This window comes from Paenibacillus sp. P4_A9, from assembly GCF_056402415.1.
The window spans coordinates 94,738-119,303 of record NZ_JBFUHL010000002.1 but is presented as its reverse complement, the minus strand read 5'-3'; the positions used below and the strand labels follow the sequence as shown (position 1 = coordinate 119,303).

Here is a 24,566-nt window from a genome sequence, read left to right as displayed (position 1 = left end):
ATGCACGCTCCCCACGTACCGTTAGGTACGTGAGGAGTCGGCATGCTCAGAAACTGAGCTTATTTACGCGGCATGATCACTGTCGTACCGGAGTCTTTACTATTGAATTTCTCATTTGCTTCCTTGATTACTTCGTTACCGCCTTTGGATTTCCACTCTTCCAACACTTTCGGCCAATCAGTAATCGGCTCTTTTCCGTAAACCATTTTCACCATGTGGGAAAGAAGAACTGGAGGTGCTTGGTCGGATGCCGGTGAAATGTCAGGATTTTTTGCTAATGAGTCTAGACGAGGCTCGAATTCAATGCCGTCGCGGCCTTCATTTTTCAAAGTTGTATCGAAGATATTCATCAACTTCTTACCTTCTTCAGTTAGGCCAAGTGTCCCTTTATTATAAGTTGTATCTTGAACCATCCACAAGAAGGATTGACGATAGCGTTCTTCATCTACAGCCGCCGTATCCGTTGGCGCTTTATATTCGATTTTGCCATTCGTTTCTGTGTACGTGTCGCCTGCAATTCCGAATGTGAAGAATTTCTCTGCTTCAGGGGACATCATCCAGTCAAAGAATTTGATGATTTGCTCGGCATTTTTCACGTTTTTGTTAATGAAATAAGCACGTGGAGCTGCTCCATACAGGTAGTGACCACCTTTGCCATCTGGTCCTGTTGGTGCTGGAATGATTTCGATGTCACCTGCTGGAACGTTTGCTTTCAGCTGTGTTTCCCATTGCAGCATTTCATTTGCGTTCATGGACCACATACCAGCTTTACCAGCAAGAATCGTGTTCTTGAATACCGTTGCATTGATCGTTGCGAATTCTTTATTGATCAAGCCTTCGTCAAACATGTTTTTGTATGTTTGAAGAGCTTTTATCATATTTTCTGTATCATAGAACTTCGGCAATACTTGATCGCCTGACTTCTCGAACTGGGACAAGTAAGGGTAGACGTCATAAGCACCGAAGAAGGAATCGGCGTACTTGAAGTTCTCACGACCCATATACGGGTTCTCAACGCCCATTTCTTTGAACTTACGAAGAACAGCCATGTACTCATCAACCGTTTTCGGAACGCCTAGGCCTGCCTTATCCAGCAAGTCCTTACGAACGAAGATGGCACGGCGAGAAGGGTTGGACAAGTATTCAGGGATAGCGAAAATTTTACCTTGATACGTTACTTTGTCCCAAGCTTCTTTCGGTACTTTTTTCAGCAAATTCTGACCGTGTTTCTTAAGCAAATCATCAAGAGGCATGAATACGCCAGCTTTCACGGAACCTGCCATTTCTTTGCCGTTTACACCGCCATTGGCCTGAACAACATCAGGAATGTCGTTCGTTGCAAACATTTGGATCATTTTCTGTTCATATTCTTTGTGTGGAACAAGCACGATATTCATATCTGAGTTCGTTAGCTCTTCAAGCTTTTTCACCCATTTGTCTTGATTAATATCAGGCGATTTCTCAACGTGTCCGAATGCGAGTGTTCGCATAGAGATGGAGAACTTCGTTTTTTCTGCAGGTTTAGCACTTGCTGCGCCAGCTGCGCTTGATGTTGGTTGATCATCCGTTTTCGTGCCGCAAGCAGCTAGCATGGAAGCCATTAAAACGGTAGCCATTGTGACGGGAATCCATTTTTTCATTTCTACCCCTCTTTTCATCTCGCTAAGAATATGAACACTTTCTTATTCCCATTGTAAAAGCGTTTACAATCCGCTGATATGGAGTGTCTTTAGTTTGAATTGTCTTTTTTTTAGAATTTTGTAAATATTGATCATTTCAAGCATATTATGTCTAGGATTTAACCGATCCGACCATCATCCCTTTAACGAAGTGACGCTGTAAGAACGGGTAAATGATAATAATTGGCAGTGTTGCAATGATAATCGTCGCCATTTTGATACCCTCAGGGTCCATATGAGCAAGCCCGCTGAATTGAGCGGCATTCGGATCGATACTAATATCCTCGGATACGATCAATTGGCGAAGCTTAACCTGAAGCGGCCATAGGGCAGGCTTATTTACGTAGTATAATGCGCTTTGATATGTGTTCCAGTGACTTACCGCATAGAAAATCCCCAAGGAAGCCATAACCGGTTTGGATAGCGGCAATACAATGTTCCAAATCATTCGGAGCTCGGAGCAGCCATCGATTCGTCCAGAATCAATCAACTCGCTCGGAATTTGCATGAAAAACGACCGCATAATGAAGAAGTTAAAGGCACTGATCGCACCTGGAATCATCAACGCCCAGAGCGAATTCGTTAAATGTAAATTTTTCATCAAAATAAAGTTGGGAATGAGCGGCGCTGTGAAGACCATTGTAATCAATACCATAATAACAACAGCGTTACGACCGGCATACTCAGGACGCGAAACCGGATAAGCCAGTGAGGCGGTAGCAATCAGATTGATCAATGTACCCACTACTGTAATATACACAGTTACGCCAAAAGAACGCCAGATTGCTGCATCACTAAACACATACTGATAATTGATCGATGTAAACTGAACGGGCCAGAACAATACCTTCCCATTTACGATAGCTTCCGAAGAACTAAACGATTGAGCCAGCACATTTAAGAACGGCAGGAGCATCGCTAGCGATAAGATAGAAAGAAATAATATATTAAAGCCGTTAAAAACTTGCCAGCCGGCTGTCGGCTTGCGATTCATATAGCGTTCACCTCCGTCTTAGTACAAGCTTTCACCCGTTGTTTTTTTGCTTAACACATTACCCGTTACGATAAAGATTACACCTACTACGGCTTTGAAAAGTCCGATAGCCGTTGTATAACTAAACTGCTGAGCTAGTAAACCTTGCGAATAAATATACGTATCGAGAATTTCACCATTTTCTTTGTTGAGCGGATTCAAGAAGACATAAACACGCTCGAAGCCAAAGTCTAGGAATTTACCAATGTGTAAAAGGAACAAAATCATAATTGTCGGTAAGAGCGACGGAAGTGTAATGGAGATGGTTTGTCTCCAACGATTCGCGCCATCCACCTCAGACGCTTCATATAAATCCGGATTAATCCCAGCTAACGCCGCTAAATAAATGATGGTTCCATACCCGGAATCCCGCCAAATACCTGAAGAAATTAATACAGTACGAATCCACGATTCTTCACCTAAGAAATAAATAGGCTCAAAGCCTAACCAGGTAATGAAGTGGTTGACAGCCCCTGTAGACGGGGACAGAATGCCAATCGCGATCCCGCTCACGATAACCCACGAAAGGAAGTGAGGCATGTACACGACAGTTTGAAGAACACGTTTGTACACCACAAGGCGGAGTTCGTTCAATAGTAAGGCGAGAATGATTGGCGCTGGAAAACCAAGCAGCAAATCATAGACACCGATGAGCACAGTGTTTTTCAAAATATTGAGAAAGTCATAGTGTGCAAACATCCGGGTAAAATGTTCAAGGCCTACCCACTCGCTGCCTGTAAAGCCGTCGAATATGTTGTAGTCCTGAAACGCAATAACGGAGCCTAACAACGGTACATACTTGAAAATAATAAAATAAACAATGCCTGGCAGTGATATCAGATATAGTGCCCTATACTTCCAAAACGTTCGCAGCAAGGTCTTTCCTTTGCTTATCTGCTTACGCTCACTCATTTGCTTTACCGCTTGTGCGTTGACCGCCATCCTGTGGCCCCCCTCACTCATCTTCGTCGATGTTATAGGTCTATCGTACCCTGATACAGCGCATACAGCTATGGAATGCCTTTTCACTGACTTGTGTTTTTTTTAGGTTTTTGGAGGTGAGGAGGCTCTGAAAGCGCGCCATACGCAAAAAGTGCCCCCACATTAGTGGAAGGCACTTCTTTTAAACATTCATGTCTGGATTGCGGTTACGCCGTACGACTTTCCGTCGACACCTTGCGCACCGCTACACCGCGTTTCGCCCGCAAAACTTCTGGCATAGCTAGAAGCGCCGGCAGCAGCATCGGCAGCAAGACGAAGCAGAGCACGATCAGGCCGACGATCACGGCCACCGCCAGCTCGATCAGCAGAACGAGGCCGGAAGGCACGAGCGTGGCGAAGGTTCCGCCGAGGATGACCATCGCCGAGATGACCACGCCGCCGATGTGCTTGGCGGCTTGCACGATCGCTTTAGCCGGGGATAGATCGCCAAGCTCCTTGTAGCGCATCATCAGGAAGATGCTGTAGTCGACGCCGACAGCAATAATAATGATGAAAGAGAAGAACGGTACGAAGGAGGAAACACCGTCAGCTCCGATGATTTTATCCGTTACGACATTCGTCGCCGTCATCGCCACGTAGTAGGAAATGACTAAGCTCAGAATGATGTAGACCGCTGGCCAGAAGGCACGAATAACGAACAGTAGGACAATGAACACACCGATGATTACGATAATCGCGGTGCTATTGAACGATTTCAACTGTGCCTTGTTCGTGTCATACGTCGTAGAGCTCGGTCCCGCAGCGCCCACCTTCGCATGCTCGAGCACCGTGCCCTTCACGCTGGCAGCGAGCTCCGCGTTAATTGCTTCAATCGTATCCATCGCAGCCGATGAATACGGATCATCCTTCAAGATGACGATCATCTTCGTCATCGTCCGATCCTTGGACATGAAGCTGTCCAAGGACTTCCCGAAATCCGCGCTCGACAGCGCTTCTTTCGGGATGAAAAACGTCTTCGAGCCGTTCAGCTGCGTCAAGAACTGGCTCGTCAAGCCAAGCCCCTCGGACACGTCACCGAGTCCGTTGCCGCTCTGGCCAAGGCCGTCCTTCAGCTGGCCCATGCCGCCGCTGAGACCCGACAAGCCTTCGCTCAGCTTCTGCTGACCGTCCTTGACACTGCCTAGCGCAGCGTTCAGCTTCACCATGTTCGCAGCGATCTCGCGGCTGCCCGCACTGCCTTGCTTCAGCCCTTTGGCGAGCTCAGCTGCGCCGCTCTCCAGCGAAGAGAGCCCCGCGGCAAGCCGCGCCTGCGCGCCGTTCACTTGCGCCAAGCCTTGCGTCGCCTCGGCGAAAGCGTTGTTCAGTTTGGCTGCGTTCTTGCCAAGCTCCCCAAGTCCGCCGCTCAGCTGCGTCAGCCCGGAAGCAAGACCTTCGCCCGTTTGCTTCAACTTGATGTAATCAGCATCGGTTGTAAGTTGGCTGTACTTGCTGCCAAGTCCGCCAATCAGCCCATTCATGCCAACCAGCCCTTGCTGGATGCCTGTTACCTGATTCTCAACCTGACTGTAGCCATCTGTCATTGCACTATAGCCTTGACCAAGCTGCGTCAAACCATCATTGATCTTAACCGCATTACTCGTAACTTGTGTCATACCATCCTTCAGCGCAGCAATACCCGCACTCAATTCGCCCGCGCCGCCAGCACCTTGCGCAATACCGCTAGCCACTTGATCCAGCGCAGCAGTAAGCTTGCTATAGCCATCCTGCACTTGACTCGTGCCATCTACAAGTTGACCCACGCTTGATGTATCCGGTGTCGTTAATTTACTTTGCATCTGCGTAAGTCCGTCGCGAATTTGGTTTACACCCTTTTGCGAAGCGGTAATCCCATCTGCAACAGTCTTTGTTTGGCTAGAGATATAGAATTCATCAATCGGCTTCGATTGCGGCTGTGTCACACTAGATACCATATCGATACCTGGAATACTTTTCAGCTTCTCCGTCACCTTATCAATCGCAGCTAAACCTTCGTTCGTGTTAAGAGGTTTGTCATTCTGGACCACGACCATTGTCGGAAGCGCCTGACCGCGGCTGAAATGCTCCGCCACAAGGCTGAAGCCTTTGGTGGATGGGTGATCATTCCCCAGCTCTTTCAACTGGTCAAATGACAGCTTCTGATGATTCGCAAGTGCAAGCGGAATCGTCACTATCAAGATAATTACCGTCGTAACGACCGGTCTTTTCACCGCAATTTTCGTCAAGCCAGCCCAGAATTTACTCTCCTTATGCCCTGTATTTCCTTTGGAAGGCCAAAAGAGCTTATTCCCGAGCATTTTCATGAAAAATGGTGTCACTGTTACGATTTGGAGCAGGAGTATCGCCGCACCAATCGCAACCACATTACCTGATTGATACGTACCGAAATCGGAGAATGTTAATGCGGCAAACGCGATAAACACAGTCAAAATACTATAGAAAATCGTTTTACCCGCCGTGCGATAGGTGACAATGATTGCTTCATCCACGGATAAGCCATGGGATAACTCCTCTTTGAATCGATTAAATAAGAGAATGTTATAATCGGTTCCAATCCCGAAAAGAATCAAAATCAACAGCATCTGCGTGACACTCGTCACCGGGAAATTGAACTTTTCAATGAGCTGTGCGGCGATCCCCATGGACACGAGGTATGAAATACCGACCGCTAGCAAAGAAACCACTGGAATAATGACAGAACGGAACATAATCACTAGGACCGCTAGGATGAAAATGACCGTTAGCGCGGCGCTTTTTTCAACGCCAGACTCAGAAACCTTAATATAATCATCCTGGATAAAATCCTCCCCAGAGAGGTAGTACTCCACCTTTACGTCCTTCAAAACATCTTCAAATTCCAACTTGATGTCCTCGACGTGACGCCCTCTTTTGTCCAGAGAGAAACTCGCCATTAAAGTGGTGCCATCCTCCGAAATAAGCGATGACTTCGCCTCAGGCATGGTAAACGGATCAATCAACTGATCGAAGCCTAGCTCGGCTTGATGGCTTTTCAAATTCGTAATGCCCGCCTCGATCGCCTTCAAATCTGCATCCGACAACTTATTCGGGTTATGGAAAACCACGATATCGCTCGTGCCCTCGACCCCGTTAATTTTGTTCAAAATCGTCGTCGCTACCTTCGATGGGCTGTCACTGCGCAGCGGATCCTGCCCTCTAAGTCCAAGAATTGCGTTCACATCAGGCTGGAAAGCCGTCAACAGCACAGTCACTGCCAACCATACGGCAAGAATCGCCCAGCGCCATTTAATAATTGATTTCATCTCTCTCTTCTCCTCCACTCACCCTACTGATAATGAACAATCGTTCATTATTGGGTTAAAAAATTTTAGGACTGGCCAAGCTTTATTTTTTCTGAAATACCTGTGCAATACAGGTACAACAGTTCATCAACGAGCATCTTGATCGTATCGCCATCCTCATGGTCGCGCAAAATGAGACATATACTTTCAATCATTGTCGTCGCAATCATGCGAGCAGCTAGCTGGTCCTTCTGTGACAATGTGCCTGATGGCGCCAATTCTGCTGTAAATACTTCCGAGATAATCTGATGTACCAGCGTAATCATATCTTGTTTCGCCGAGGCGAATCGAGAGCCTTCACTCAGATTAAGAAGAATCGTAAGCTCCGTGCTGGACTCCTTGAAAAGCAGCATCAGGGAGGCATCAATTCTGCGCAGGATCAGCAAATGATCAGACAAGGCAGTACAAAGGGTGTTATCCACCTCTTGCTTACTCAATCGCAGAACCTCGGCTAATTGCTCCTGAATGGGCTGGATCAGCTCATCGAACAAATCATCCTTGCTCTTGAAGTAGCGATAGATGTTGCCAGGTGTTATGCCTGCGGCATCTGCAATTTGCCGAATGGAGGCTTTCAAATATCCATGCTTCTTGAACTCGGCCAAAGCCGCTTGGCGGATACTCTTTTTGACTTCATCTTTTAAAATTTGCATTAATAAACACCCGTTCACTTTTTGACGTCATAGTTGGATTATACAGCGCCCACCTTGGCATTTCAACGCTATTTTGATAAAAAAAAAGGCCCAACCCGCAGATGATCACAGGTCGGACACAAGTTTCTTACCACATAGGAAAGCATAAGTTTTCGGCATCCGAAAACTGCTTTCATATTGGCGATAAAACTTACATTTAAACGAGGTCGCTCATCATTGAATGACCTCGATAGAAGTTTTCTCATTCAGCGTCTACAGTTTTAATAATACGAGGCTTCACTTTCACGCGGAATTGCTTCAAATCCTTGAACTGAATAAACTTCTTGGATTCCTCATTCCAGATACGGAACTTTAGAGATTCCAGACTTGTTTTCAGTGTAATCGTCTGCACATTGCGAAGTGCTGCATTCTTATCGTGAACCTTTTGCAGATTATAGTTAGGAACGCGCGGGCTTAAATGATGAATGTGGTGATAGCCAATATTACCTGTAATCCAATGTAGAATGCGCGGCAAATTGTAGAACGAGCTGCCGTGCATCGCGGCTTTGACGTAATCCCATTCTTCATTATGCTCATAGTACGTTTCTTCATAGTTATGCTGTACGTAGAAAAGCCAAATTCCCGCCATACCTGAGAAGAAGAACATCGGTCCTTGAATCAACAGGAAGGACTGCCAGCCCATGCCCCAACAAAGTAGCGCAATACTGCCAACAATACCGACATTGGTGATGTACGTATTGATTCTTTCTTTCATGCCTACCTTCCTACGGTTAAAACGGTAATCAATGAGGAAGATGAAAATCGGCCCAACAATAAACATCACGAACGGACTGCGATATAGGCGATATGTCATTCTTTTGAGCCATGTAGCTTGCATATATTCATCCACAGTTAGCGTCCAGATGTCACCAACGCCTCTTTTATCCAAGTTACCACTAGATGCATGGTGAACCGAATGTGTATGGCGCCACTGATGGTACGGAACGAAGGTTAATATTCCTGTTAGTGTGCCGACAATTTCGTTGGCGAGTTTGTTTTTGAAAAAAGATTTGTGACAGCAGTCATGGAAAATAATGAAAATGCGGATTAAAAATCCTGCGGCTATTAGATCGATCACGAAAGTTAGCCAAATGGAAACGGAAAGACTTAGAAAAGCAAAATACCATAGCACGAAAAAGGGTCCCACTGTATTAATGATTTGCCACACACTATGCTTCATATGTGGTCTTTCGAAAGGTGCGATATCTGAACGCCACCCACCTTTATCTTCATGCTTCATCCTGTTAGAACTCCCTCTCTCCGCGTCGTGTCGGATCTCGTAAGTTAATATCACTTGAAGTTAGTACGTTACGAACCGAAATAAGTTCCCGTTATAGGATAAGAAATATTACATTGCTAACTCATCATACGTGGGTAAACCCTTTTTGTAAAATGCAATTAAAGTCAGTCGCCTCAAAAAGAGACGAATGGCCGCTCGTTCTGCGTAAGAACGAAGCCATTCGTCTCCCCGTTAAACTGGGCGATCTATTGCAAAAATCTCACCGAGCTTCGCGTACGAGCTGCCGGCTAACCGACTTACAGGGTTCAGCTTATTCGGATCAATATGACCGTTGTCAACTAAGTTCTCATCGATGTGAAAATATACGACACGTCCGATGAGTAAATCTGCCGCAGGTGAATCCGCTGTACCGCCGAGCGGAATCGCCTGCTCGAGGACGCATTCCATGCGGATACTGGCCTCTGCGATGCCAGGAACGGCGATTAAGTGGCTAGCAACGGGTGTAAGTCCCGTAAGCGTCACTTCGCTTTCCTCAGGTGGCAGCGCAGCAGCGCTCTGGTTGATCTGATCGATATAGGATTCGCCTGCGATATGAACGACGAAGGCCCCTGTATCGATTGCGTTGCGGGAGGTGTCCTTACGGACACCCTGCTTCCGCTGTACGGAGATGGCCACCATCGGCGGATCTGCCGTGACGATGGTGAAGTAGCTGAACGGCGCAGCGTTCAGCACGCCTCCTGTGGATAGGGTCGTGACGAATGCTATTGGGCGCGGAATAATGCTACCGATGAGCAGCTTATAATTATCTCGCTCGCTTTGCGTTGACGGATTTATACTTAACAAGATGACCACTCCTTATTCATACTGTTAGATAAAAATTCCCTTTAACCATTCTGCTGCGGCAAAAACCTCCGAGCGCGTCAATTGATGACCTGCGTTCTCCCAGTGCACATGAACATCTGATCCAGCATCGCTCAGCAGTCGCTCTAGCTCCTCTGACTCCTCAGGAGAACAGATCGGATCGTTCTTGCCTGCGCCGATGAATACAGGTGTATCTGAGAGGTCTGGCAATTGCAGGCCACGACGCGGCACCATGGGATGATGCAGGATGGCTGCGCGGAGTGCCTTCGGATAATGGAATAGGAGGCTCACCGCGATATTCGCGCCGTTGGAGTAGCCTATTGCGACGACATTATTGCGATCGAAGCCATGCTCTACCGCAGCTGCATCGAGGAAATCATACACTTCCTTCGTGCGGAAGATGAGATCCTCTTCGTCGAAGATCCCTTCAGCTAGCCTGCGAAAAAACCGCGGCATGCCATTCTCTAGGACATTCCCTCGTACACTCAGTACGGAGGAGGTTGGTGAAATCGCCTGCGCCAAAGGCAGCAGGTCTTGCTCTGTCCCGCCCGTTCCGTGGAACAGAACGAGCACGGGTGCAGTTAGATCAGAACCTTGCTGATAAATATGTCTCATTGCCCGTCACCCTCCAATACCCGCACTTCAATCGGCGGTAGATTTTTCACGATTTGATCACGGCTTGCTTCGAACCATTCTGGCAGCATCAATTTCTCACCGAGCGCCTCGGGCTGCTCATCTCTCGCAAAGCCTGGAGGATCTGTCGCAATTTCAAATAGGATGCCCCCTTCTTCACGGAAGTAGATCGCATTGAAGTATTGACGATCTACGATCGGTGTAGGGTGATAGCCGTGACTCGCCACATGACTTCTCCAGAGCGCATGCTCCGCATCATCTTTGGCACGCCATGCGATATGATGCACCGTTCCCGCTCCGCCAGCACCGTAATCCATTGGCGTTACGTTAATATCGACGATGTTGCCTAGGTCGCCGAAGGAAGTGAAGCGTGCGTAGGCGCCTTCTTGCCCTAATTTTTGCAGCCCCATGACGTTCACGAGGAGCTCTGAGGTTTTGTCTGGCGCGGTGCTGTATAGTACAGCTCCACCGAATCCTTTGATCGCTTTATCCGTTGGAACGCCGCCAAAAGCCCACTGACTAGGCGCGCCTTGTTCGCGCTCGACGATTTCGAGTCTCAGACCGTCTGGGTCTTTGAATTGCAAATAGGTTTCACCGAATCGAGTATTTTTCTCAAAGGCGATTTCGAATTGTGCTAGACGCGCTTCCCAGAAAGCAAGGCTGTTCATTGGTACTGCGTAAGTCGTGATGCCGACTTGACCCCCGCCAATCCGACCTTTGCGTGAACCTGCATAAGGGAAGAATGTAATAATCGTGCCAGGGCTACCCGCTTCATTACCAAAGTAGAGATGATAGACTTCCGGCGCATCGAAGTTGATCGTTTTTTTGATCATGCGAAGCCCCAAGATACCAGCATAGAAATCGACAGTTGCCTGTGCATGTTGAACGAAAGCGGTGATATGGTGAATACCTGCGGTTTGTTGTTGTGCTGTCATAATAGCCAACTCCTTCATAATTAAGAATCTTTATTTTAAGATAGTTTACGTGTGATGTTATGAGTTATGTCGAGAATGAAGAATCGCATAAAGAAGAATTCGGATGACTCTCTACTTGAATCCCTCTTGCGCATATTTGCCAAGCTTCTTCAAAAGCTGACTTGCAAGCTTCTTCTCTTCATCGGTCAACCCCGCAACGGCGCTTTCGATCACGACAGCGTGCTTCGGAAATACATCCTCTATAAATTGTTTCCCTTTGTCGGTAATTTCAGCAAAAATCAATCTGCGATCTTCCGTTGACGTGTTGCGCGTTACGTATTCCTTCTTGACCAGTTTATCAACCACATAGGTGATGTTTCCACTACTCATCAATACCTTGCTGCCAATTTGTTGAATGGCCTGCGCTCCCTTGTGGTAAAGCAGCTCCAGTACACCAAACTCCGTTCGGTTCAGTCCATGCTTGCGAATATCTCGATCCGCGTGGGCATTCACCCACTCACTCGCTCTGGAAAGGGCGATGTACAGATCTAGAGAATCATTTCTCGTTTCGCTCATGTTGCTTCCCCTCGCTTCTTGTTCGTTTTATTTATCTTAATTTAAAGATACTTTATTTAAAGATAAATGTCAATGGGTATATCGAATATTGTACCCTAGCTCTGGTTTCCTTACTTATGGCAAAAAGATACACGGACTGTCACACCTTGTTCGCTAGTACGCATGGTATGATTAAGCCTTTAAGAATGGTAAGAAAATCTCTATCGAGGCCATTCAAAGATGAGCGACCGCGTTTAGAGGTAGATTTTATCGCCAATAGGAAACTGTTTTCGGATACCGAAAACTTATATTTTCCTATGTGGGAAGAAAGGTTGGTTTATGCTGCTATGAACACTTCACAAGTTCTACAAGGGACAGTGGCCGAGAAAGAACGGTTCCCTATTTCCCTTTTCTCTCTAACGGTTGGCGCCTTCGCCATCGGTATGACTGAGTTCGTTATTATGGGGATTCTGCCCAATGTGGCCGATGACTTGAATGTTAGCATTTCGCAAGCGGGGCAATTGATCACGGGTTACGCGCTAGGCGTCGCCTTCGGTGCTCCAATTCTAGCTATGTTGACCCACAAGCTGCCGCAAAAGCGCCTCCTTCTCATGCTGATGCTGATCTTCATCCTAGGCAATGGCTTAGCGGCGGTAGCTCCAAGCTATGGGATTGTGCTCGTGGCACGGTTAATTACAGCCTTGGCGCACGGGACCTTCTTCGGTGTCGGCTCCGTCATCGCGGCGAACTTGGTTCGACCCGATAAAAGAGCGAGCGCCATTTCGGTCATGATGGCTGGGTTGACCATTGCCAATATCCTTGGCGTGCCGCTTGGTACGTACATCGGTCAACATTTCGGTTGGCGGGCGTCGTTCGGCTCGGTTGTCATCATGGGGATCATATCATTCATTGGTATTCTCATCTTCATTCCACAGATTACACAGAAAACGAATAGCAGCCTCGTGCGGCAGGTTCGCTCTCTATTGCAGCCGCGATTATTGCTCGTATTTCTGCTCGGTGCGTTAGGGTGCAGCAGCTTGTTTGCTGTATTTACCTACATCGCGCCAATTCTTATCAACATCACAGGCTTCAAAGAAAGCAGCGTGACGTGGATTCTCATCTTGTTCGGCTTTGGCGTGACGCTTGGCAACATCGTAGGCGGAAAACTCGCTGACTGGAAGCTCATGCCGTCCCTGATCGGCAACTTTGCCGCTTTAGCACTCATTCTAGCCGTATTCGCGTACACGGATCAGTTCCCGATTGCAGCGATTATCACCATATTTATATGGGGGATTGCTTCTTTTGGGATTTTGCCTGGGCTGCAGATTCGCATCATGAATCTAGCCAAAGAGGCGCCAGAGCTGGCGGCAACCGGGACTCATTCTGCGTTGAATCTCGGCAATGCTGGCGGTGCCTTTCTCGGTGGCTGGGCGATTACCCACACCGGCCTATCGTCTTTGCCGTGGATCGGCGCGGGATTGACCGCGGCGGGGTGTGTTTTGATGCTATGGAGTTACCTGCGGGAGCAGAAGTTGAAGTACTAGCTTATGAAAACACTAAGGCAGGGATAGCTTGATGGTGTGCGTTGTGCACTGTTGAGCTAGAGAGGGCTAGTGGTGGAGTTGTGGACTGTTGAGGGGATACTGGTTTTAAACAAATTAATAGTTTAGTAGCTACGGCGTGGGATTGATGCACACACTCTCACTCTTACGCTTAAATTTGCTCTTACTCTCTACTCCTACTCTGCCTGCCCCCTTGCTCCTTCCTATCCGTCGTCTCACGACCCGCAATCCGCAAGTTTAACTGTAAAATGTACAGTTAATTCTGCAACTTTACCCGCTCCTGATAAAATAACTGGATTTCCTGAAGTTAATTTCGCCAGATATCGCTGATATGGCCGATTTTGGTTATTTTAACTGTACTTTTTCCAGCTAATCAGCTATTTCGGTCCTTTTCGGCGAAAATAGATGGAGGTTTTCCAGTTAAACTGGACAGCGGGGGGGAGTGTGGAGGTCGGGTTTGTTCCCGCTCGATCCGAGCATAACCGGCGATGGGGTCTGGGTTCCGGTAGCCATCGCCCCAAAATAACAATAAGGCGCTCCCTCATCACCCGAGGAAGCGCCTTTCCTTACCCTACAACTGCCGAAGCACCCTTCTGCAGTTGGTACATTTTCGCGTAGCGCCCGCCTAGCGCCATGAGCGTCTCATGATTGCCCCGCTCGGCGATCTCGCCGCGATGCAGCACAAGAATTTGATCCGCATCGCGGATCGTAGACAACCGATGCGCGATGATAAGCGTCGTCCGCCCCTCGCTGACAACCTTCAGCGCTTGCTGGATGAGACCTTCCGTCTCACTGTCGATGGAGGCTGTCGCCTCATCGAGGATCAGGATCGACGGATCGAACGCCAGCGCTCGCGCGAACGAGATCAACTGCCGCTGACCGGAGGACAGCGTGCTTCCCCGCTCCACGACCTGCTCGTCGTAGCCGTTCGGCAGCTGCTCGATAAAGCCAGCTGCCCCGACATCACGCAGCGCAGCCTTCACTCGGTCCAACGAGATATCCTTGTTGTACAAGCTGACGTTGAACTTGATGTCCCCCACGAACAGAAATGGATCCTGCAGCACGATCCCCATATGCTTACGCAACGCCTGCTTCGACATCCCTCGGATGTCACGGCCATCAATCGTAATCAAGCCCTCATTCGGCTCGTAGAAGCCGAGCAACAGGTTCAATATGGAGCTTTTGCCTGAGCCGGTATGCCCGACTAGGGCGATCGTTTCCCCTTTTCGCGCCTCAAACGAAATCCCCTTCAATACATTTTCCCCTTCTTTATAAGCAAAGGTGACATTATCGAACTTCACAATGCCCTCTGGGCGTTGCACGTGGCCAACCTTCTCGACCTCTTGACCTTCCATGTCAAGGATCGCAAATACCTTCTCAGCAGATACAAAAGCCCGCTGCGCATTCGTCAACTGATCGAAAATCCCAATGATCGGATGAAATACCCGTCCCAAATAATCGATAAACGCGTAGAACACCCCGAAGGAGATTGCGGTTTCCAAGGATTTTCCGCCAAAATACCAAATCACCATCGCTGTCACTAGGCTGCCAATCGTACCTACGATATTCCGCGTGGAAAGCGCATAAATACGGAACTGCTTCACCTGATTCACATAGCGATCCTTGTTCAGGACTTCAAATTCCTCCAACGTGACCTTTTCACGGCGAAAAGCTTGGATAATCGGCATCACGACGATGGATTCGTTAATCATTGCATTCATATCACTGAGTCTAGCGCGCATGATGGTGATGAAGATTTTCGAATATTTCAAATGAATGTACATAATCACAACGAAGATCGGCGGCAGCGCCAAGCAAAACACCGCAAGATGCCAATCCAATAAGAAAAGCGCGACGTAAATCCCAATGAGCTGCATGATGCTGACAATGAAAGTCGCCATGAAGCTCATGAAGAGATCACGTACGGCCTCCGTATCATTCGCAATACGCGAAACAACTTGCCCAATCGGCGTGTTATCGAAATACCGCAGCGAGATGCGCTGGATATGCTGCATGAGATCCATCCGCATATTTTTGATAATTTGCAGTGCAGTGGATTGTAAAATGTAAGCTTGCGAATAATTACATAGACCAGCTGTTAACAGTAAACCCATGTAGAGGCCAAGCAGCTTAAGAACGGGCGCAATTTCGCGCGCACCACCCGAGAGATGCTGATCAATAATGGTTTTGGTTATAAAAGGCCCGCCCAGATCTGCAGCTACTGAACAGCAAAGAATGAGCAGCGCACCGAGAATTCTGAACTTGTAGACGAGTGCGTAGGAAATCAGCCGCCTGGCCGTAGTCGGTTTAGACAATCCGTCGTCCTCCTAAAAGTTTTACTTTGGTAAAACTATCTTCGTAAGCATGGGCTAAGTTCTCAATCTTCGAGACTGGCTTCCATCTGTTGGCGATCCCACTGCTGGCGATACCAGCCGCCGAACAACATAAGCTCTTCATGGTTGCCTTCCTCAATCACTCTGCCTTCATCGAGGACGAGTATCCAGTTGGCATGGCTAACAGCAGATAAACGATGTGTGGAAATCAGCGTCGTGCGGCCCGCACGTTCTTGGCGGATATGCTGAAGAATGCGACTTTCTGTCCGCGCATCTACCGCCGAGAGGGAGTCATCCAGCAGCAAAACTTCGGAATCAATCAGCAAGGCCCGTGCAATCGCCAAACGCTGCTTCTGTCCGCCGGACAGCATGACGCCGTTCTCACCGACAATGGTTGCTAAGCCTTCTGGCATTTGAGCGATATCTTGGGTAAAAGAAGCCATCTCCACGGCATGTGCGATCTCTTCTGGCGAAGCCGTATGCTTGCCTAGCGCGACATTGTCGCGAATCGACTTGGACAGCAGCAGATGCTCCTGCGGCACATAAGCGACCCAACGCTTGATTTGATCGATGGCGATTTGCTCGATAGGAACGTCCGAAATGTACAACTTGCTCGGCTCGATCGGGTATTGGCGGAGCAGTTGCTTAAGCAGCGTGCTTTTGCCGCTTCCGGTTCGGCCAACAATGCCTAGCGTTTGTCCCCTCTCCAGCTGGAAAGAGACATTGACGAGGCTTGCATGATTGGCTGTCGGGTAGGTGAAGGTTAACTCCTTCATCTCGATGCGTTCAGGAACAGCTACAGGAATTGGCGTTTCCGTATCAACTATATCGGCCTTCTGTGACAACGCCTTATCCAAACGATCCGCCGACGCGCTTCCGCGCTGCAGGACGTTAATAAACTCACCGAAGGAAATCATCGGCCAGATCAGCATACCGAGGTAAATATTGAACGAAATCAGCTGACCGAGCGTGATTTCATCATGAAACATGAGATAAGAGCCATATCCGATGCCAATCGAGTAGCTTAAGCCAACGATCAACGAGGTTAGCGGCTGAAATAGCGCATTGAGCATCGAGACGCGGCGATTTTTGTTCATCACATCGGAGGTGACGTCATCGAATGCTTTCAAATCCTGCGCTTCTTGCACATAGGAGCGAATAACACGAATGCCTGAGATCGATTCTAGCACATGATCATTCATCACACCGAAGGAGGCCTGAGCCGCAAGGAAGCGTACTCTCACCTTTTTGCCTAGCAGATTAATGACAACGGCCAGAAAAGGCAACGGAATTAGCGCCGCAAGCATTAATTTGAAGGAGATGAGCGACACCATCGTTATGATCACGACCGACGCGCCAACAAAGGTAGAGACGAGTGTCATAACCCCGTATCCCGAGGTTTGACCGATGGCTAGAATATCATTCGTCGCCAATGCCATGAGCTGACCCGTTGAATTGCGTTGGAAGAACGCCGGTGACATTTTCGACAAATGCGCCAGCAACCTCCCTCGCAGCAGCTTCTCCACTAAGGCCGAGTTACCAAATAGGCTCGTGATCCACACAAAGGTCATCCCATACAGAAGCAGCGAAAGTCCAACGAGCAATAAGACCGTTTGATGAAGCTCCGAAGCTGTTAAATTCCCAGTACGAATATGGTCAATGGTATTTCCTATCATTTTAGGGGGGATAGTCGCCAATAATTGGACACCGATCAGCAGAGAGACCGCGAGTACATAATACTTCCATCTCTCTTTAAAAAACCATCGCAGCTTCATAACAAAAGACAACATTTCCACCTCTTTTTCCAAATTTCCAGTCAACACATTGATTCTATAGTTTCAACCAAGTGAAGTCCACACCCGATGTTGTTTAAAATGAAACTTTCGGCTTGTCTGCAACCTTCTCACGAACCCTTTCGTTAGAGAATCAGAACACCCACCATAATTTACATACAGGAAGGACGTACACAACCATGAAACCGATGATGAAAAAAACGCTCGCTCTCCTCTCCCTATCCAGCATGCTGACAACGGGAGCAGCTTATGCAGCTGCCCCTGAAGCAGTCGTTCCCATTATGAACACGATTCAGATCCAGCCTGTGAAGACCCAGCTTGATGTTACCGTTCAAGTGAATGGAGAAGCAACCGAGATGGGCTATGTGAAATCCGGCGCCGCTGAGCCGATGATTCCCTTACGTGCTGTGAGTGAAAGCCTTGGATTTACATTAACGTGGATCCCAGAAACATATACTGTCGATTTGACGAAGGGCAACCTTTTTACAACCGTGAAAACCGGCGAAGATCGCTATACGATTAATAAAATGTTGACACAGCTCGGCACGGCACCTGAATTGGTGAACAGCAAGCTGTATGTGCCCGCTTCTTTCGTTACTAAAGTCCTTCACGGCTCTGTCGTAACAGAAGGCAGTTCCGTTACGATCTCGATGAAAGAGGAGGCCAAGAAGGTGCAATCGACTGGCGTCATAACTTCCATTAACACGACAGGCGTTAACACTCAGATTCACATTCAAGACACGGGCACGGGCGGTATCGTTCTCAACGTGAGCCCGGACACGACCTACCAAATGCTTGATGGCACGAAGCTGACGCTTGCAGATCTTCACGTTGGATTAACGATCACGGCAGAGCATTCTATGGCGATGACACTTAGCTTGCCGCCGCAAACGTCCGCTTCCAACATCACTGTGCTTGACACAGCGGTTCACAAGGGTTCGATAGGTACAGCGGGTGTGATTGAAGCTGTTCGCGAAGATGGCGGACTTCTGGTCAAAGGTCAAGGGCTTACCGAAGATTCTCCGGGTGAGGTTGTTCTTACAGTTAGCGCTGACACAGCTATCGTAGACGGCAAAGGTGAGCCTGTAGACAAATCCGCGCTGGTTAAAGGCACGAATATCATCGGGTTTTACGGCCCTGCGATGACCAAAAGCTTGCCGCCAATCAGCAGCGCTTGGAAAATCGTTGTAGCTGAACCGGAAGAGTAGGCTTACGTTAACCGAACTTTCAGAACCTTCCCTTAGGGAGGGTTCTTTTTGTTTCTAAGGAGCGAGCAGCCCTGATGGATGTGCACTGTCCAAATGTTCTGTTTTTTGATACAATAACTGAAAATTCAATCGTATAAGGGGACTCATATGGAATACATTAGCACTCGCGGCAAAGTAGAACCCATCGGCTTTATCGATGCGATCCTGATGGGATTGGCCAATGACGGCGGTCTGCTCGTACCGAAAAACATCCCGCAGCTATCCGCTGACACGCTTCAAAGCTGGTCGAAGCTCTCCTATTCAGAGCTAGCCCTTGAAATCTTCTCGCTTTATGTGAACAACGAAATTCCACGCGATGAGCTGAAGCAGCTCGTTGATGAAAGCTACGCCACATTCCGTGATGAGGCTGTAACGCCGGTTAAGCGCCTGAACGATGGCACCTACGTGCTCGAATTGTTCCACGGCCCTACATTTGCTTTCAAGGATATTGCCCTGCAATTCCTTGGTAATCTGTATTCGTACGTTTCACGCAAAACGAATTCCATCATCCACATCCTCGGAGCTACCTCCGGTGACACTGGCGCTTCTGCGATTGAAGGCGTTCGCGGCAAAGAAGGCATCCGCATCTGTATCCTGCATCCGCACCAGAAGGTGAGCAAGGTACAAGAATTGCAAATGACAACCGTCAATGATGCGAATGTGTTGAATCTTTCCGTTGAAGGAACCTTCGATGATTGCCAACGCATTATTAAAGAGCTTTTTGCTGATGTAGAGTTCAAGCACCGTTACCATTTGCGCGCGATTAACTCGATCAACATTGCCCGTATTTTGGCGCAAACCGTGTATTATTTCTACGCTTACTTCCAATTACCACAAGAGCAACAAGCTGCGAAGGTGAATTTCAGCGTGCCGACGGGTAACTTTGGTGATATTTTTGCTGGCTACCTGGCTCAGAAAATGGGGCTTCCGATCAATAAGCTCATTCTTGCTACAAATGAAAACAATATTCTTGAGCACTTCGTGCAAGAGGGTGTATATCAACCAGGCGAATTCCGCGGCACCTACAGCCCGTCTATGGACATTCAAGTCGCAAGCAACTTCGAGCGTTACTTGTTCTATCTATACGGCGAAGATGCTGGGGCTGTGAACGCGATCATGGAGCAGTTCAAGGCCGAAGGACGCGTGGTTATTCCTGCCGACAAGCTGCAAGCCGTGCAAGCTGACTTCGCCGCGTATGGCGTGAAGAACGAGGAGTGTCTCGACACGATCAGCGCCTATCACGCGAAGTACGAGTACCTGCTCGATCCGCACACTGCATGCGGTGTCGCCGCTGCGGATAAGCTCGCCGTTCCTGGCGAGGTGACAGTGTCCTTGTCCACCGCGCATCCGGCGAAGTTCGATGAGTCGATTCGCTTGCGCGGTATTGCTCAGACGTATCCGGAGCAAATCCAAGCGCTGTTCGACAAACCACAGTTCCAGAAGGTGGTTGGCGGTTCGAACGACGCGATCAAGGATGAGCTCGTGAAGTTTTTCTAGTAAGCAGTTATGGGGGCTTCTGCCCCTTTGTAGGAGCCTTCCTTCCACATTGTGGAGGGAAGGCTTTTTGGCGTGCGGGGATCCTACGTCCCCCTCTCAAACCTATGCTACTGCAGCTCCAACTTCTACTCCTCCTATTACTCCTCTTACACTTCCTCTTCCTCTTCCCTAGTTCTGCTACTTCTGCTAGTTCATCTACTCCACTTGCATTACCGTCTCTCCAACTCCTTCTTCTCCAGCTAATACACCTGCATTACCTGGCTAAACTCCTCCAACCATCCCCAACCTACCTACTCCCCCGTCCGAGCATACAATCAGCACACTTCAGGAACTTAAGTAAATTGAAATTGGATTTACTGGAAAAACTACATCTAATCTAGCGCCAATGAGCAAATTTGATCAACTAGATGGATATTAGGTAGTTAATTTTCGAGTTTGAGTTAGCTTCCTATCAACCCACTACCCCCAGCAGAGGGGTTTAACAAATCAGTCCTAAGACCGATCTTCGTCCTTCCCTATAGTCGGAGGACACTTGTACCCTGTCATGGTATTCTAAGAGTAATGAATCCAAACAGTAGGAGTGAACAAATTGAATATGAATATGAATCGTAGCGCTTTTCTCGGGCCGATCCTGATTTTGCTTGGTGTTTTTATGTTTCTAAAAGGGGATGTATCGTTCAGTTCGGGCACCATTTTTGAATATTTCTGGCCGACGCTGTTCGTCATTCCTGTCGGGGTGTTTTTCCATTGGCTTTACTTCTTCATTCTGCAACGTCGGGGTGCAGGTGTGCTCGTTCCCGGAGGTATTCTGCTAACGGCAGGCATCGTGTGCCAAATCTCCACCCTGTTCGATATTTGGCATCTCATGTGGCCAGGTTTTATGCTGGCGGTTGCCGTCGGCTTGTTCGAACTGTATTGGTTCGGCGGACGCAACAAGTATTTGCTCATTCCGATTAACATTCTGTCGGTGATGTCGCTGCTGTTCTTCGCGATCTTCTCCATCGGCTCCATCTTCGGGACGCTTTTCCATAACAATTCGATGATCGCCATCGGGCTCATTGTAGCTGGCGGCCTGATGATGATAATGCGTAGTCGAAACTAATTACAAGGTAATGCCAAAAGCCGTCCCGCAGTGTAACTGCTGGGACGGCTTTTTCAATTTCCGAGACGGCGGGGCCGTTTATTTTCATTGACGCTTGTATTTGCCAATTGAGATGCTGTCACGCTCATGCACACTCAATATATGCGATAGCGATAAGCTTCCGCCCTCATTCGTTAACAAGCCAAACCGAGCGTTCAGCCCCGACCAGCCTTCTATCCCATCCTCATGATATTCCCCAGAAACATACGCCTGAGCAAGCTCTTTATTGGACCAGAACTCGATACGCTTATTAGGCGGATCAGCCATTTGATCTGCGAGCAATAAGAGAAACAGCTTCTGAAAATCCGTGTTATCCGGCACATCGACATATCCGTCCGAAAACACGACCGTCGTATCCGAATGGGCCCCTAGGTTCTTACCCATAACTTCATACTTTAAGCTGTATCTACCGTGTAGGAGTAAGGACACATAATTGGCAAATGCCATGCCGTTGTCATCTTTACTACGAATTTCAACCGTGCTCATGGGTTCGTTCCAACCCACCTTGGCACCAAGCGCCTCCGCAATAGCTCGTGCAGAAGTCATTGTCGTCCCATCCTCAGTTACTTCCACTTGGGCATTGAGCAATTTCCCATTCACCGCTACTTGTCTGTCTTTATGAACCATATCTGAAGCAGAGACAACTGTCACACCAGTTAAAGCAGCACCGCAGATCAAACCAAGGATCCATGTCTTCAAAAGTGACCACTACCCTTCTCCTGAACTTGAAAAGCAAGATGCGCATCATGATGACGAAAGTTGCAACGCTAATTCATTATATGCAGAGGTTGTCCAGTTCAGGCATGCCATGTATACAAAAAAGCCTGCGAATGACATTCATCCACAGACCTTACTATTACCCCGCCACAACATTATCCCCTGTGGATTGTTTAATTTGTTTACTTCGCAGTTGTCCACAAGCTGCATCAATGTCCGTCCCGTGCTCCAAACGCACGCTGCAGGAGATACCCTGCTTCTTCAGCGTATCGTAAAAGGCGCGCACGGATTCCCGCTCGCTCCGTTGATACTGGCTGTGCTCATCCACCGGATTGTACGGAATCAAGTTCACATTCGCCAGTTGGCGGATGTGCTGAATCAACTCAGCCAGTTGAAGGGCATGCTCCCTACCATCGTTCACGTCTTTGAGCAAAATATATTCAAGCGTAATCCGGCGATTCGTCTTCTCCAAATAGTACTCGATCGCTTCCATCAATGTCTCGATTGGGATTGCTTTGTTGATCTTCATGATGCGTGTACGAAGCTCGTTCGTTGGCGCATGCAGAGAAATCGCCAGATTCACTTTCAAATCGGAGTCAGCGAATTCTTTGATCTTCCCAGCGAGTCCACTTGTGGATACCGTAATGTGTCTCGCTGCAATGTCCAACCCCTTCTGATCCTTCACCACGCGGATGAAATCGACCATATTCACGAAGTTATCGAACGGCTCGCCGATCCCCATCACAACAATATGGCTTACGCGTTCATCTTTCCCCAACGTGTCCAAATGGAATTGGACCTTCATAATTTGTTCCACGATTTCCGCAGCGGATAAATCACGGCTTTTGGCCAACAAACCGCTCGCACAGAAGCTGCATCCAATGTTACAGCCCACCTGCGTCGTTACACAGACGGATAAGCCGAATTTATGCCGCATCAGTACCGTTTCGATCAAATTGCCGTCCGACAGCTTGAACAGAAACTTCATCGTGCCATCGGCCGATTCCTGTCTCGTATGCTCCGTCAAGGTGTGTATAGCAAAATGCTCGTCTAACGTCGCCAAGCAATCTGCTTTCATATCCGACATTTCAGCGAAAGAGGCGACCCGCTTACGATACAGCCAATCCCACACTTGCAGCGCGCGTGACTTTTTGTAGCCTTTTTCGGCGAGCCAAGCGACTAATTGATCAAAAGTTAATCCATAAATGGATGATGTATTCATTCCGTTATCCTCTTTTCGAGACTATCACGTGCAGTCCAATTCTTCTAAGCAGCCGAAGCATACCATCTCTAGTTAGTATTGTGCCAAAAATCCTCCCTGAACACAAGGGAAGGGCCTCATTTCCACAAAGAAAAGGCACCTCCAGATCCGGGGGCACCTCTTTCACAGGCTCATCTAGCCAAATTAAACAATGGCCGCTTCCACTTCCCATGCCTCTTGGGCCACGACTTCGTCATCGGATACCAAGCCATAGGGGATACAGAGCGGCACGCCTGCCCTAGGATCCACAATAACATCCGCATGAATAGCGAACACGTCAAGCAGCATCTTCGGCGTTACAATATCCATCGGTGACCCTTCGTAGACGACATTTCCTGATTTAATCGCGATCAAATGATCCGCATAACGCGTCGCATGATTCAAATCATGCACAACCATGACGATCGTCGTATTGTGACGTTCGTTAATTTCTTTGAGCAGACACAAGACTTCTAGCTGATGCGCCATATCTAAATAGGTCGTCGGTTCATCCAAGAACAGCATGTCGGTTTGCTGTGCTAAAGCCATCGCAATCCACACACGTTGACGCTGCCCGCCTGACAAATGATCGATCGGACGATCCTTGAACGCTGTCATCCCGGTCACTTCGAACGCCCAGTTAATGATCTCGCGATCGGCGTTAGACATCTTCTGGAAACCGCGCTGATGTGGAAAACGTCCATACCCTACCAATTCTTCGGCTGTAATGCCTTCCGGAGCGGATGGTGATTGCGGCAAAATCGCTAATTTCTTCGCAATTTCCTTCGTCGATTGATGATGAATGGAATGACCATCAAGGAACACGGTACCTTCCGTCGGCTTCAATAGTCGCGACATCGCCTTCAAAATCGTTGATTTCCCCGAACCATTGGCACCGACTAAAGCGGTAATTTTGCCCGTTGGAATTTCTATGCTCAAATCGTTGATGATTTTCAATTTATCGTAAGAAACATGCAGTTGTTCGGTATATATTCTCGTCGCGATTGCCATGAAGAACATCCCCTTTTCCAATATGTATATAGGGTTGAATGATTATATAATTTCTATCCATTAAATAAAAATGATAATCATTATCAATTAAAATGTCAAKGATTTTCATACAAAAAAGGATGC

General features: G+C 48.1%; 19 protein-coding genes. 4 read left to right on the top strand and 15 right to left on the bottom strand.

The features are described 5' to 3' along the window. Positions 1-59: 59 nt before the first annotated feature. The 10 genes from AC1DVJ_RS02845 to AC1DVJ_RS02800 all read right to left on the bottom strand — a co-directional run bounded on the left by AC1DVJ_RS02845 (position 60) and on the right by AC1DVJ_RS02800 (position 11,923). Positions 60-1,640, bottom strand: a complete 1,581-nt coding sequence (locus AC1DVJ_RS02845; protein WP_477588195.1) for an extracellular solute-binding protein — start codon at positions 1,638-1,640, stop codon at positions 60-62. Between the two features lie 151 nt (positions 1,641-1,791). Then, positions 1,792-2,673, bottom strand: coding sequence for a carbohydrate ABC transporter permease (locus AC1DVJ_RS02840; RefSeq protein WP_477588194.1), 882 nt, complete (start codon positions 2,671-2,673; stop codon positions 1,792-1,794). Between the two features lie 18 nt (positions 2,674-2,691). Continuing rightward, a complete protein-coding gene (locus AC1DVJ_RS02835; protein ID WP_477588487.1) occupies positions 2,692-3,624 on the bottom strand; it encodes an ABC transporter permease in 933 nt (310 codons plus the stop codon). 236 nt (positions 3,625-3,860) lie between these two features. Beyond that, positions 3,861-6,971, bottom strand: coding sequence for an MMPL family transporter (locus AC1DVJ_RS02830; RefSeq protein WP_477588192.1), 3,111 nt, complete (start codon positions 6,969-6,971; stop codon positions 3,861-3,863). Between the two features lie 65 nt (positions 6,972-7,036). Then, positions 7,037-7,660: a TetR/AcrR family transcriptional regulator gene (locus tag AC1DVJ_RS02825; protein ID WP_477588191.1), complete on the bottom strand. Its 624-nt coding sequence runs from the start codon at positions 7,658-7,660 to the stop codon at positions 7,037-7,039. Between the two features lie 241 nt (positions 7,661-7,901). After that, positions 7,902-8,939 carry a Delta(5) desaturase DesA gene (desA, locus tag AC1DVJ_RS02820; RefSeq protein ID WP_477588190.1) on the bottom strand — a complete coding sequence of 346 codons (1,038 nt, stop codon included), beginning with the start codon at positions 8,937-8,939 and terminating at the stop codon, positions 7,902-7,904. Between the two features lie 231 nt (positions 8,940-9,170). Beyond that, the gene (locus AC1DVJ_RS02815; RefSeq protein ID WP_477588189.1) at positions 9,171-9,782 is read right to left on the bottom strand and encodes a flavin reductase family protein; all 612 of its coding nucleotides are present in this window, start codon (positions 9,780-9,782) and stop codon (positions 9,171-9,173) included. A gap of 24 nt (positions 9,783-9,806) precedes the next feature. Next, entirely contained in the window at positions 9,807-10,415 is a 609-nt protein-coding gene (locus tag AC1DVJ_RS02810; protein ID WP_477588187.1) for an alpha/beta hydrolase, read from the bottom strand. Continuing rightward, positions 10,412-11,368, bottom strand: coding sequence for a ring-cleaving dioxygenase (locus AC1DVJ_RS02805; protein ID WP_477588185.1), 957 nt, complete (start codon positions 11,366-11,368; stop codon positions 10,412-10,414). Before AC1DVJ_RS02805 ends, AC1DVJ_RS02810 begins: the two co-directional genes overlap by 4 nt. 111 nt (positions 11,369-11,479) lie before the next feature. After that, positions 11,480-11,923, bottom strand: a complete 444-nt coding sequence (locus AC1DVJ_RS02800; protein ID WP_477588184.1) for a MarR family winged helix-turn-helix transcriptional regulator — start codon at positions 11,921-11,923, stop codon at positions 11,480-11,482. A gap of 326 nt (positions 11,924-12,249) precedes the next feature. On the opposite strand from AC1DVJ_RS02800, the gene AC1DVJ_RS02795 reads away from it, so the two are divergent. Beyond that, a complete protein-coding gene (locus tag AC1DVJ_RS02795; RefSeq protein ID WP_477588485.1) occupies positions 12,250-13,446 on the top strand; it encodes an MFS transporter in 1,197 nt (398 codons plus the stop codon). A gap of 584 nt (positions 13,447-14,030) precedes the next feature. Here AC1DVJ_RS02795 and AC1DVJ_RS02790 read toward each other — a convergent pair. Further along, the gene (locus AC1DVJ_RS02790) at positions 14,031-15,779 is read right to left on the bottom strand and encodes an ABC transporter ATP-binding protein (protein ID WP_477588183.1); all 1,749 of its coding nucleotides are present in this window, start codon (positions 15,777-15,779) and stop codon (positions 14,031-14,033) included. Between the two features lie 62 nt (positions 15,780-15,841). Further along, positions 15,842-17,587 (bottom strand): ABC transporter ATP-binding protein, encoded by a 1,746-nt coding sequence (locus AC1DVJ_RS02785; RefSeq protein ID WP_477588182.1) that lies wholly within the window; start codon positions 17,585-17,587, stop codon positions 15,842-15,844. 182 nt (positions 17,588-17,769) lie between these two features. Between AC1DVJ_RS02785 and AC1DVJ_RS02780 the strand changes: the two genes are divergently transcribed. The 3 genes from AC1DVJ_RS02780 to AC1DVJ_RS02770 all read left to right on the top strand — a co-directional run bounded on the left by AC1DVJ_RS02780 (position 17,770) and on the right by AC1DVJ_RS02770 (position 21,436). Continuing rightward, on the top strand, positions 17,770-18,798 hold the full coding sequence (locus AC1DVJ_RS02780) for a stalk domain-containing protein (RefSeq protein ID WP_477588180.1): 1,029 nt from the start codon (positions 17,770-17,772) through the stop codon (positions 18,796-18,798). 147 nt (positions 18,799-18,945) lie between these two features. Next, a complete protein-coding gene (gene thrC, locus AC1DVJ_RS02775; protein WP_477588179.1) occupies positions 18,946-20,334 on the top strand; it encodes a threonine synthase in 1,389 nt (462 codons plus the stop codon). 595 nt (positions 20,335-20,929) lie between these two features. Continuing rightward, entirely contained in the window at positions 20,930-21,436 is a 507-nt protein-coding gene (locus tag AC1DVJ_RS02770) for a hypothetical protein (RefSeq protein ID WP_477588484.1), read from the top strand. An 84-nt stretch (positions 21,437-21,520) separates the two neighbouring features. Here AC1DVJ_RS02770 and AC1DVJ_RS02765 read toward each other — a convergent pair whose 3' ends face one another. From AC1DVJ_RS02765 to AC1DVJ_RS02755, 3 genes are all read right to left on the bottom strand, one after another. Further along, positions 21,521-22,174 carry a stalk domain-containing protein gene (locus AC1DVJ_RS02765; protein WP_477588177.1) on the bottom strand — a complete coding sequence of 218 codons (654 nt, stop codon included), beginning with the start codon at positions 22,172-22,174 and terminating at the stop codon, positions 21,521-21,523. A 157-nt stretch (positions 22,175-22,331) separates the two neighbouring features. After that, a complete protein-coding gene (gene rlmN, locus AC1DVJ_RS02760; RefSeq protein WP_477588175.1) occupies positions 22,332-23,414 on the bottom strand; it encodes a dual-specificity RNA methyltransferase RlmN in 1,083 nt (360 codons plus the stop codon). A gap of 183 nt (positions 23,415-23,597) precedes the next feature. After that, positions 23,598-24,443: an ABC transporter ATP-binding protein gene (locus tag AC1DVJ_RS02755; protein WP_477588173.1), complete on the bottom strand. Its 846-nt coding sequence runs from the start codon at positions 24,441-24,443 to the stop codon at positions 23,598-23,600. Positions 24,444-24,566: the final 123 nt, after the last annotated feature.

Excerpts from the sequence above, each read along its gene's own strand:
- AC1DVJ_RS02800 (WP_477588184.1), bottom strand. The coding sequence starts at position 11,923 with ATGAGCGAAACGAGAAATGATTCTCTAGATCTGTACATCGCCCTTTCC.
- AC1DVJ_RS02840 (WP_477588194.1), bottom strand. The coding sequence starts at position 2,673 with ATGAATCGCAAGCCGACAGCCGGCTGGCAAGTTTTTAACGGCTTTAAT.
- AC1DVJ_RS02770 (WP_477588484.1), top strand. The coding sequence starts at position 20,930 with ATGAATATGAATCGTAGCGCTTTTCTCGGGCCGATCCTGATTTTGCTT.
- AC1DVJ_RS02785 (WP_477588182.1), bottom strand. The coding sequence starts at position 17,587 with ATGTTGTCTTTTGTTATGAAGCTGCGATGGTTTTTTAAAGAGAGATGG.
- thrC (WP_477588179.1), top strand. The coding sequence starts at position 18,946 with ATGGAATACATTAGCACTCGCGGCAAAGTAGAACCCATCGGCTTTATC.
- AC1DVJ_RS02755 (WP_477588173.1), bottom strand. The coding sequence starts at position 24,443 with ATGGCAATCGCGACGAGAATATATACCGAACAACTGCATGTTTCTTAC.
- AC1DVJ_RS02825 (WP_477588191.1), bottom strand. The coding sequence starts at position 7,660 with ATGCAAATTTTAAAAGATGAAGTCAAAAAGAGTATCCGCCAAGCGGCT.
- AC1DVJ_RS02810 (WP_477588187.1), bottom strand. The coding sequence starts at position 10,415 with ATGAGACATATTTATCAGCAAGGTTCTGATCTAACTGCACCCGTGCTC.
- AC1DVJ_RS02780 (WP_477588180.1), top strand. The coding sequence starts at position 17,770 with ATGAAACCGATGATGAAAAAAACGCTCGCTCTCCTCTCCCTATCCAGC.
- desA (WP_477588190.1), bottom strand. The coding sequence starts at position 8,939 with ATGAAGCATGAAGATAAAGGTGGGTGGCGTTCAGATATCGCACCTTTC.
- AC1DVJ_RS02830 (WP_477588192.1), bottom strand. The coding sequence starts at position 6,971 with ATGAAATCAATTATTAAATGGCGCTGGGCGATTCTTGCCGTATGGTTG.
- AC1DVJ_RS02795 (WP_477588485.1), top strand. The coding sequence starts at position 12,250 with ATGAACACTTCACAAGTTCTACAAGGGACAGTGGCCGAGAAAGAACGG.
- AC1DVJ_RS02805 (WP_477588185.1), bottom strand. The coding sequence starts at position 11,368 with ATGACAGCACAACAACAAACCGCAGGTATTCACCATATCACCGCTTTC.
- AC1DVJ_RS02835 (WP_477588487.1), bottom strand. The coding sequence starts at position 3,624 with ATGAGTGAGCGTAAGCAGATAAGCAAAGGAAAGACCTTGCTGCGAACG.
- rlmN (WP_477588175.1), bottom strand. The coding sequence starts at position 23,414 with ATGAATACATCATCCATTTATGGATTAACTTTTGATCAATTAGTCGCT.
- AC1DVJ_RS02845 (WP_477588195.1), bottom strand. The coding sequence starts at position 1,640 with ATGAAAAAATGGATTCCCGTCACAATGGCTACCGTTTTAATGGCTTCC.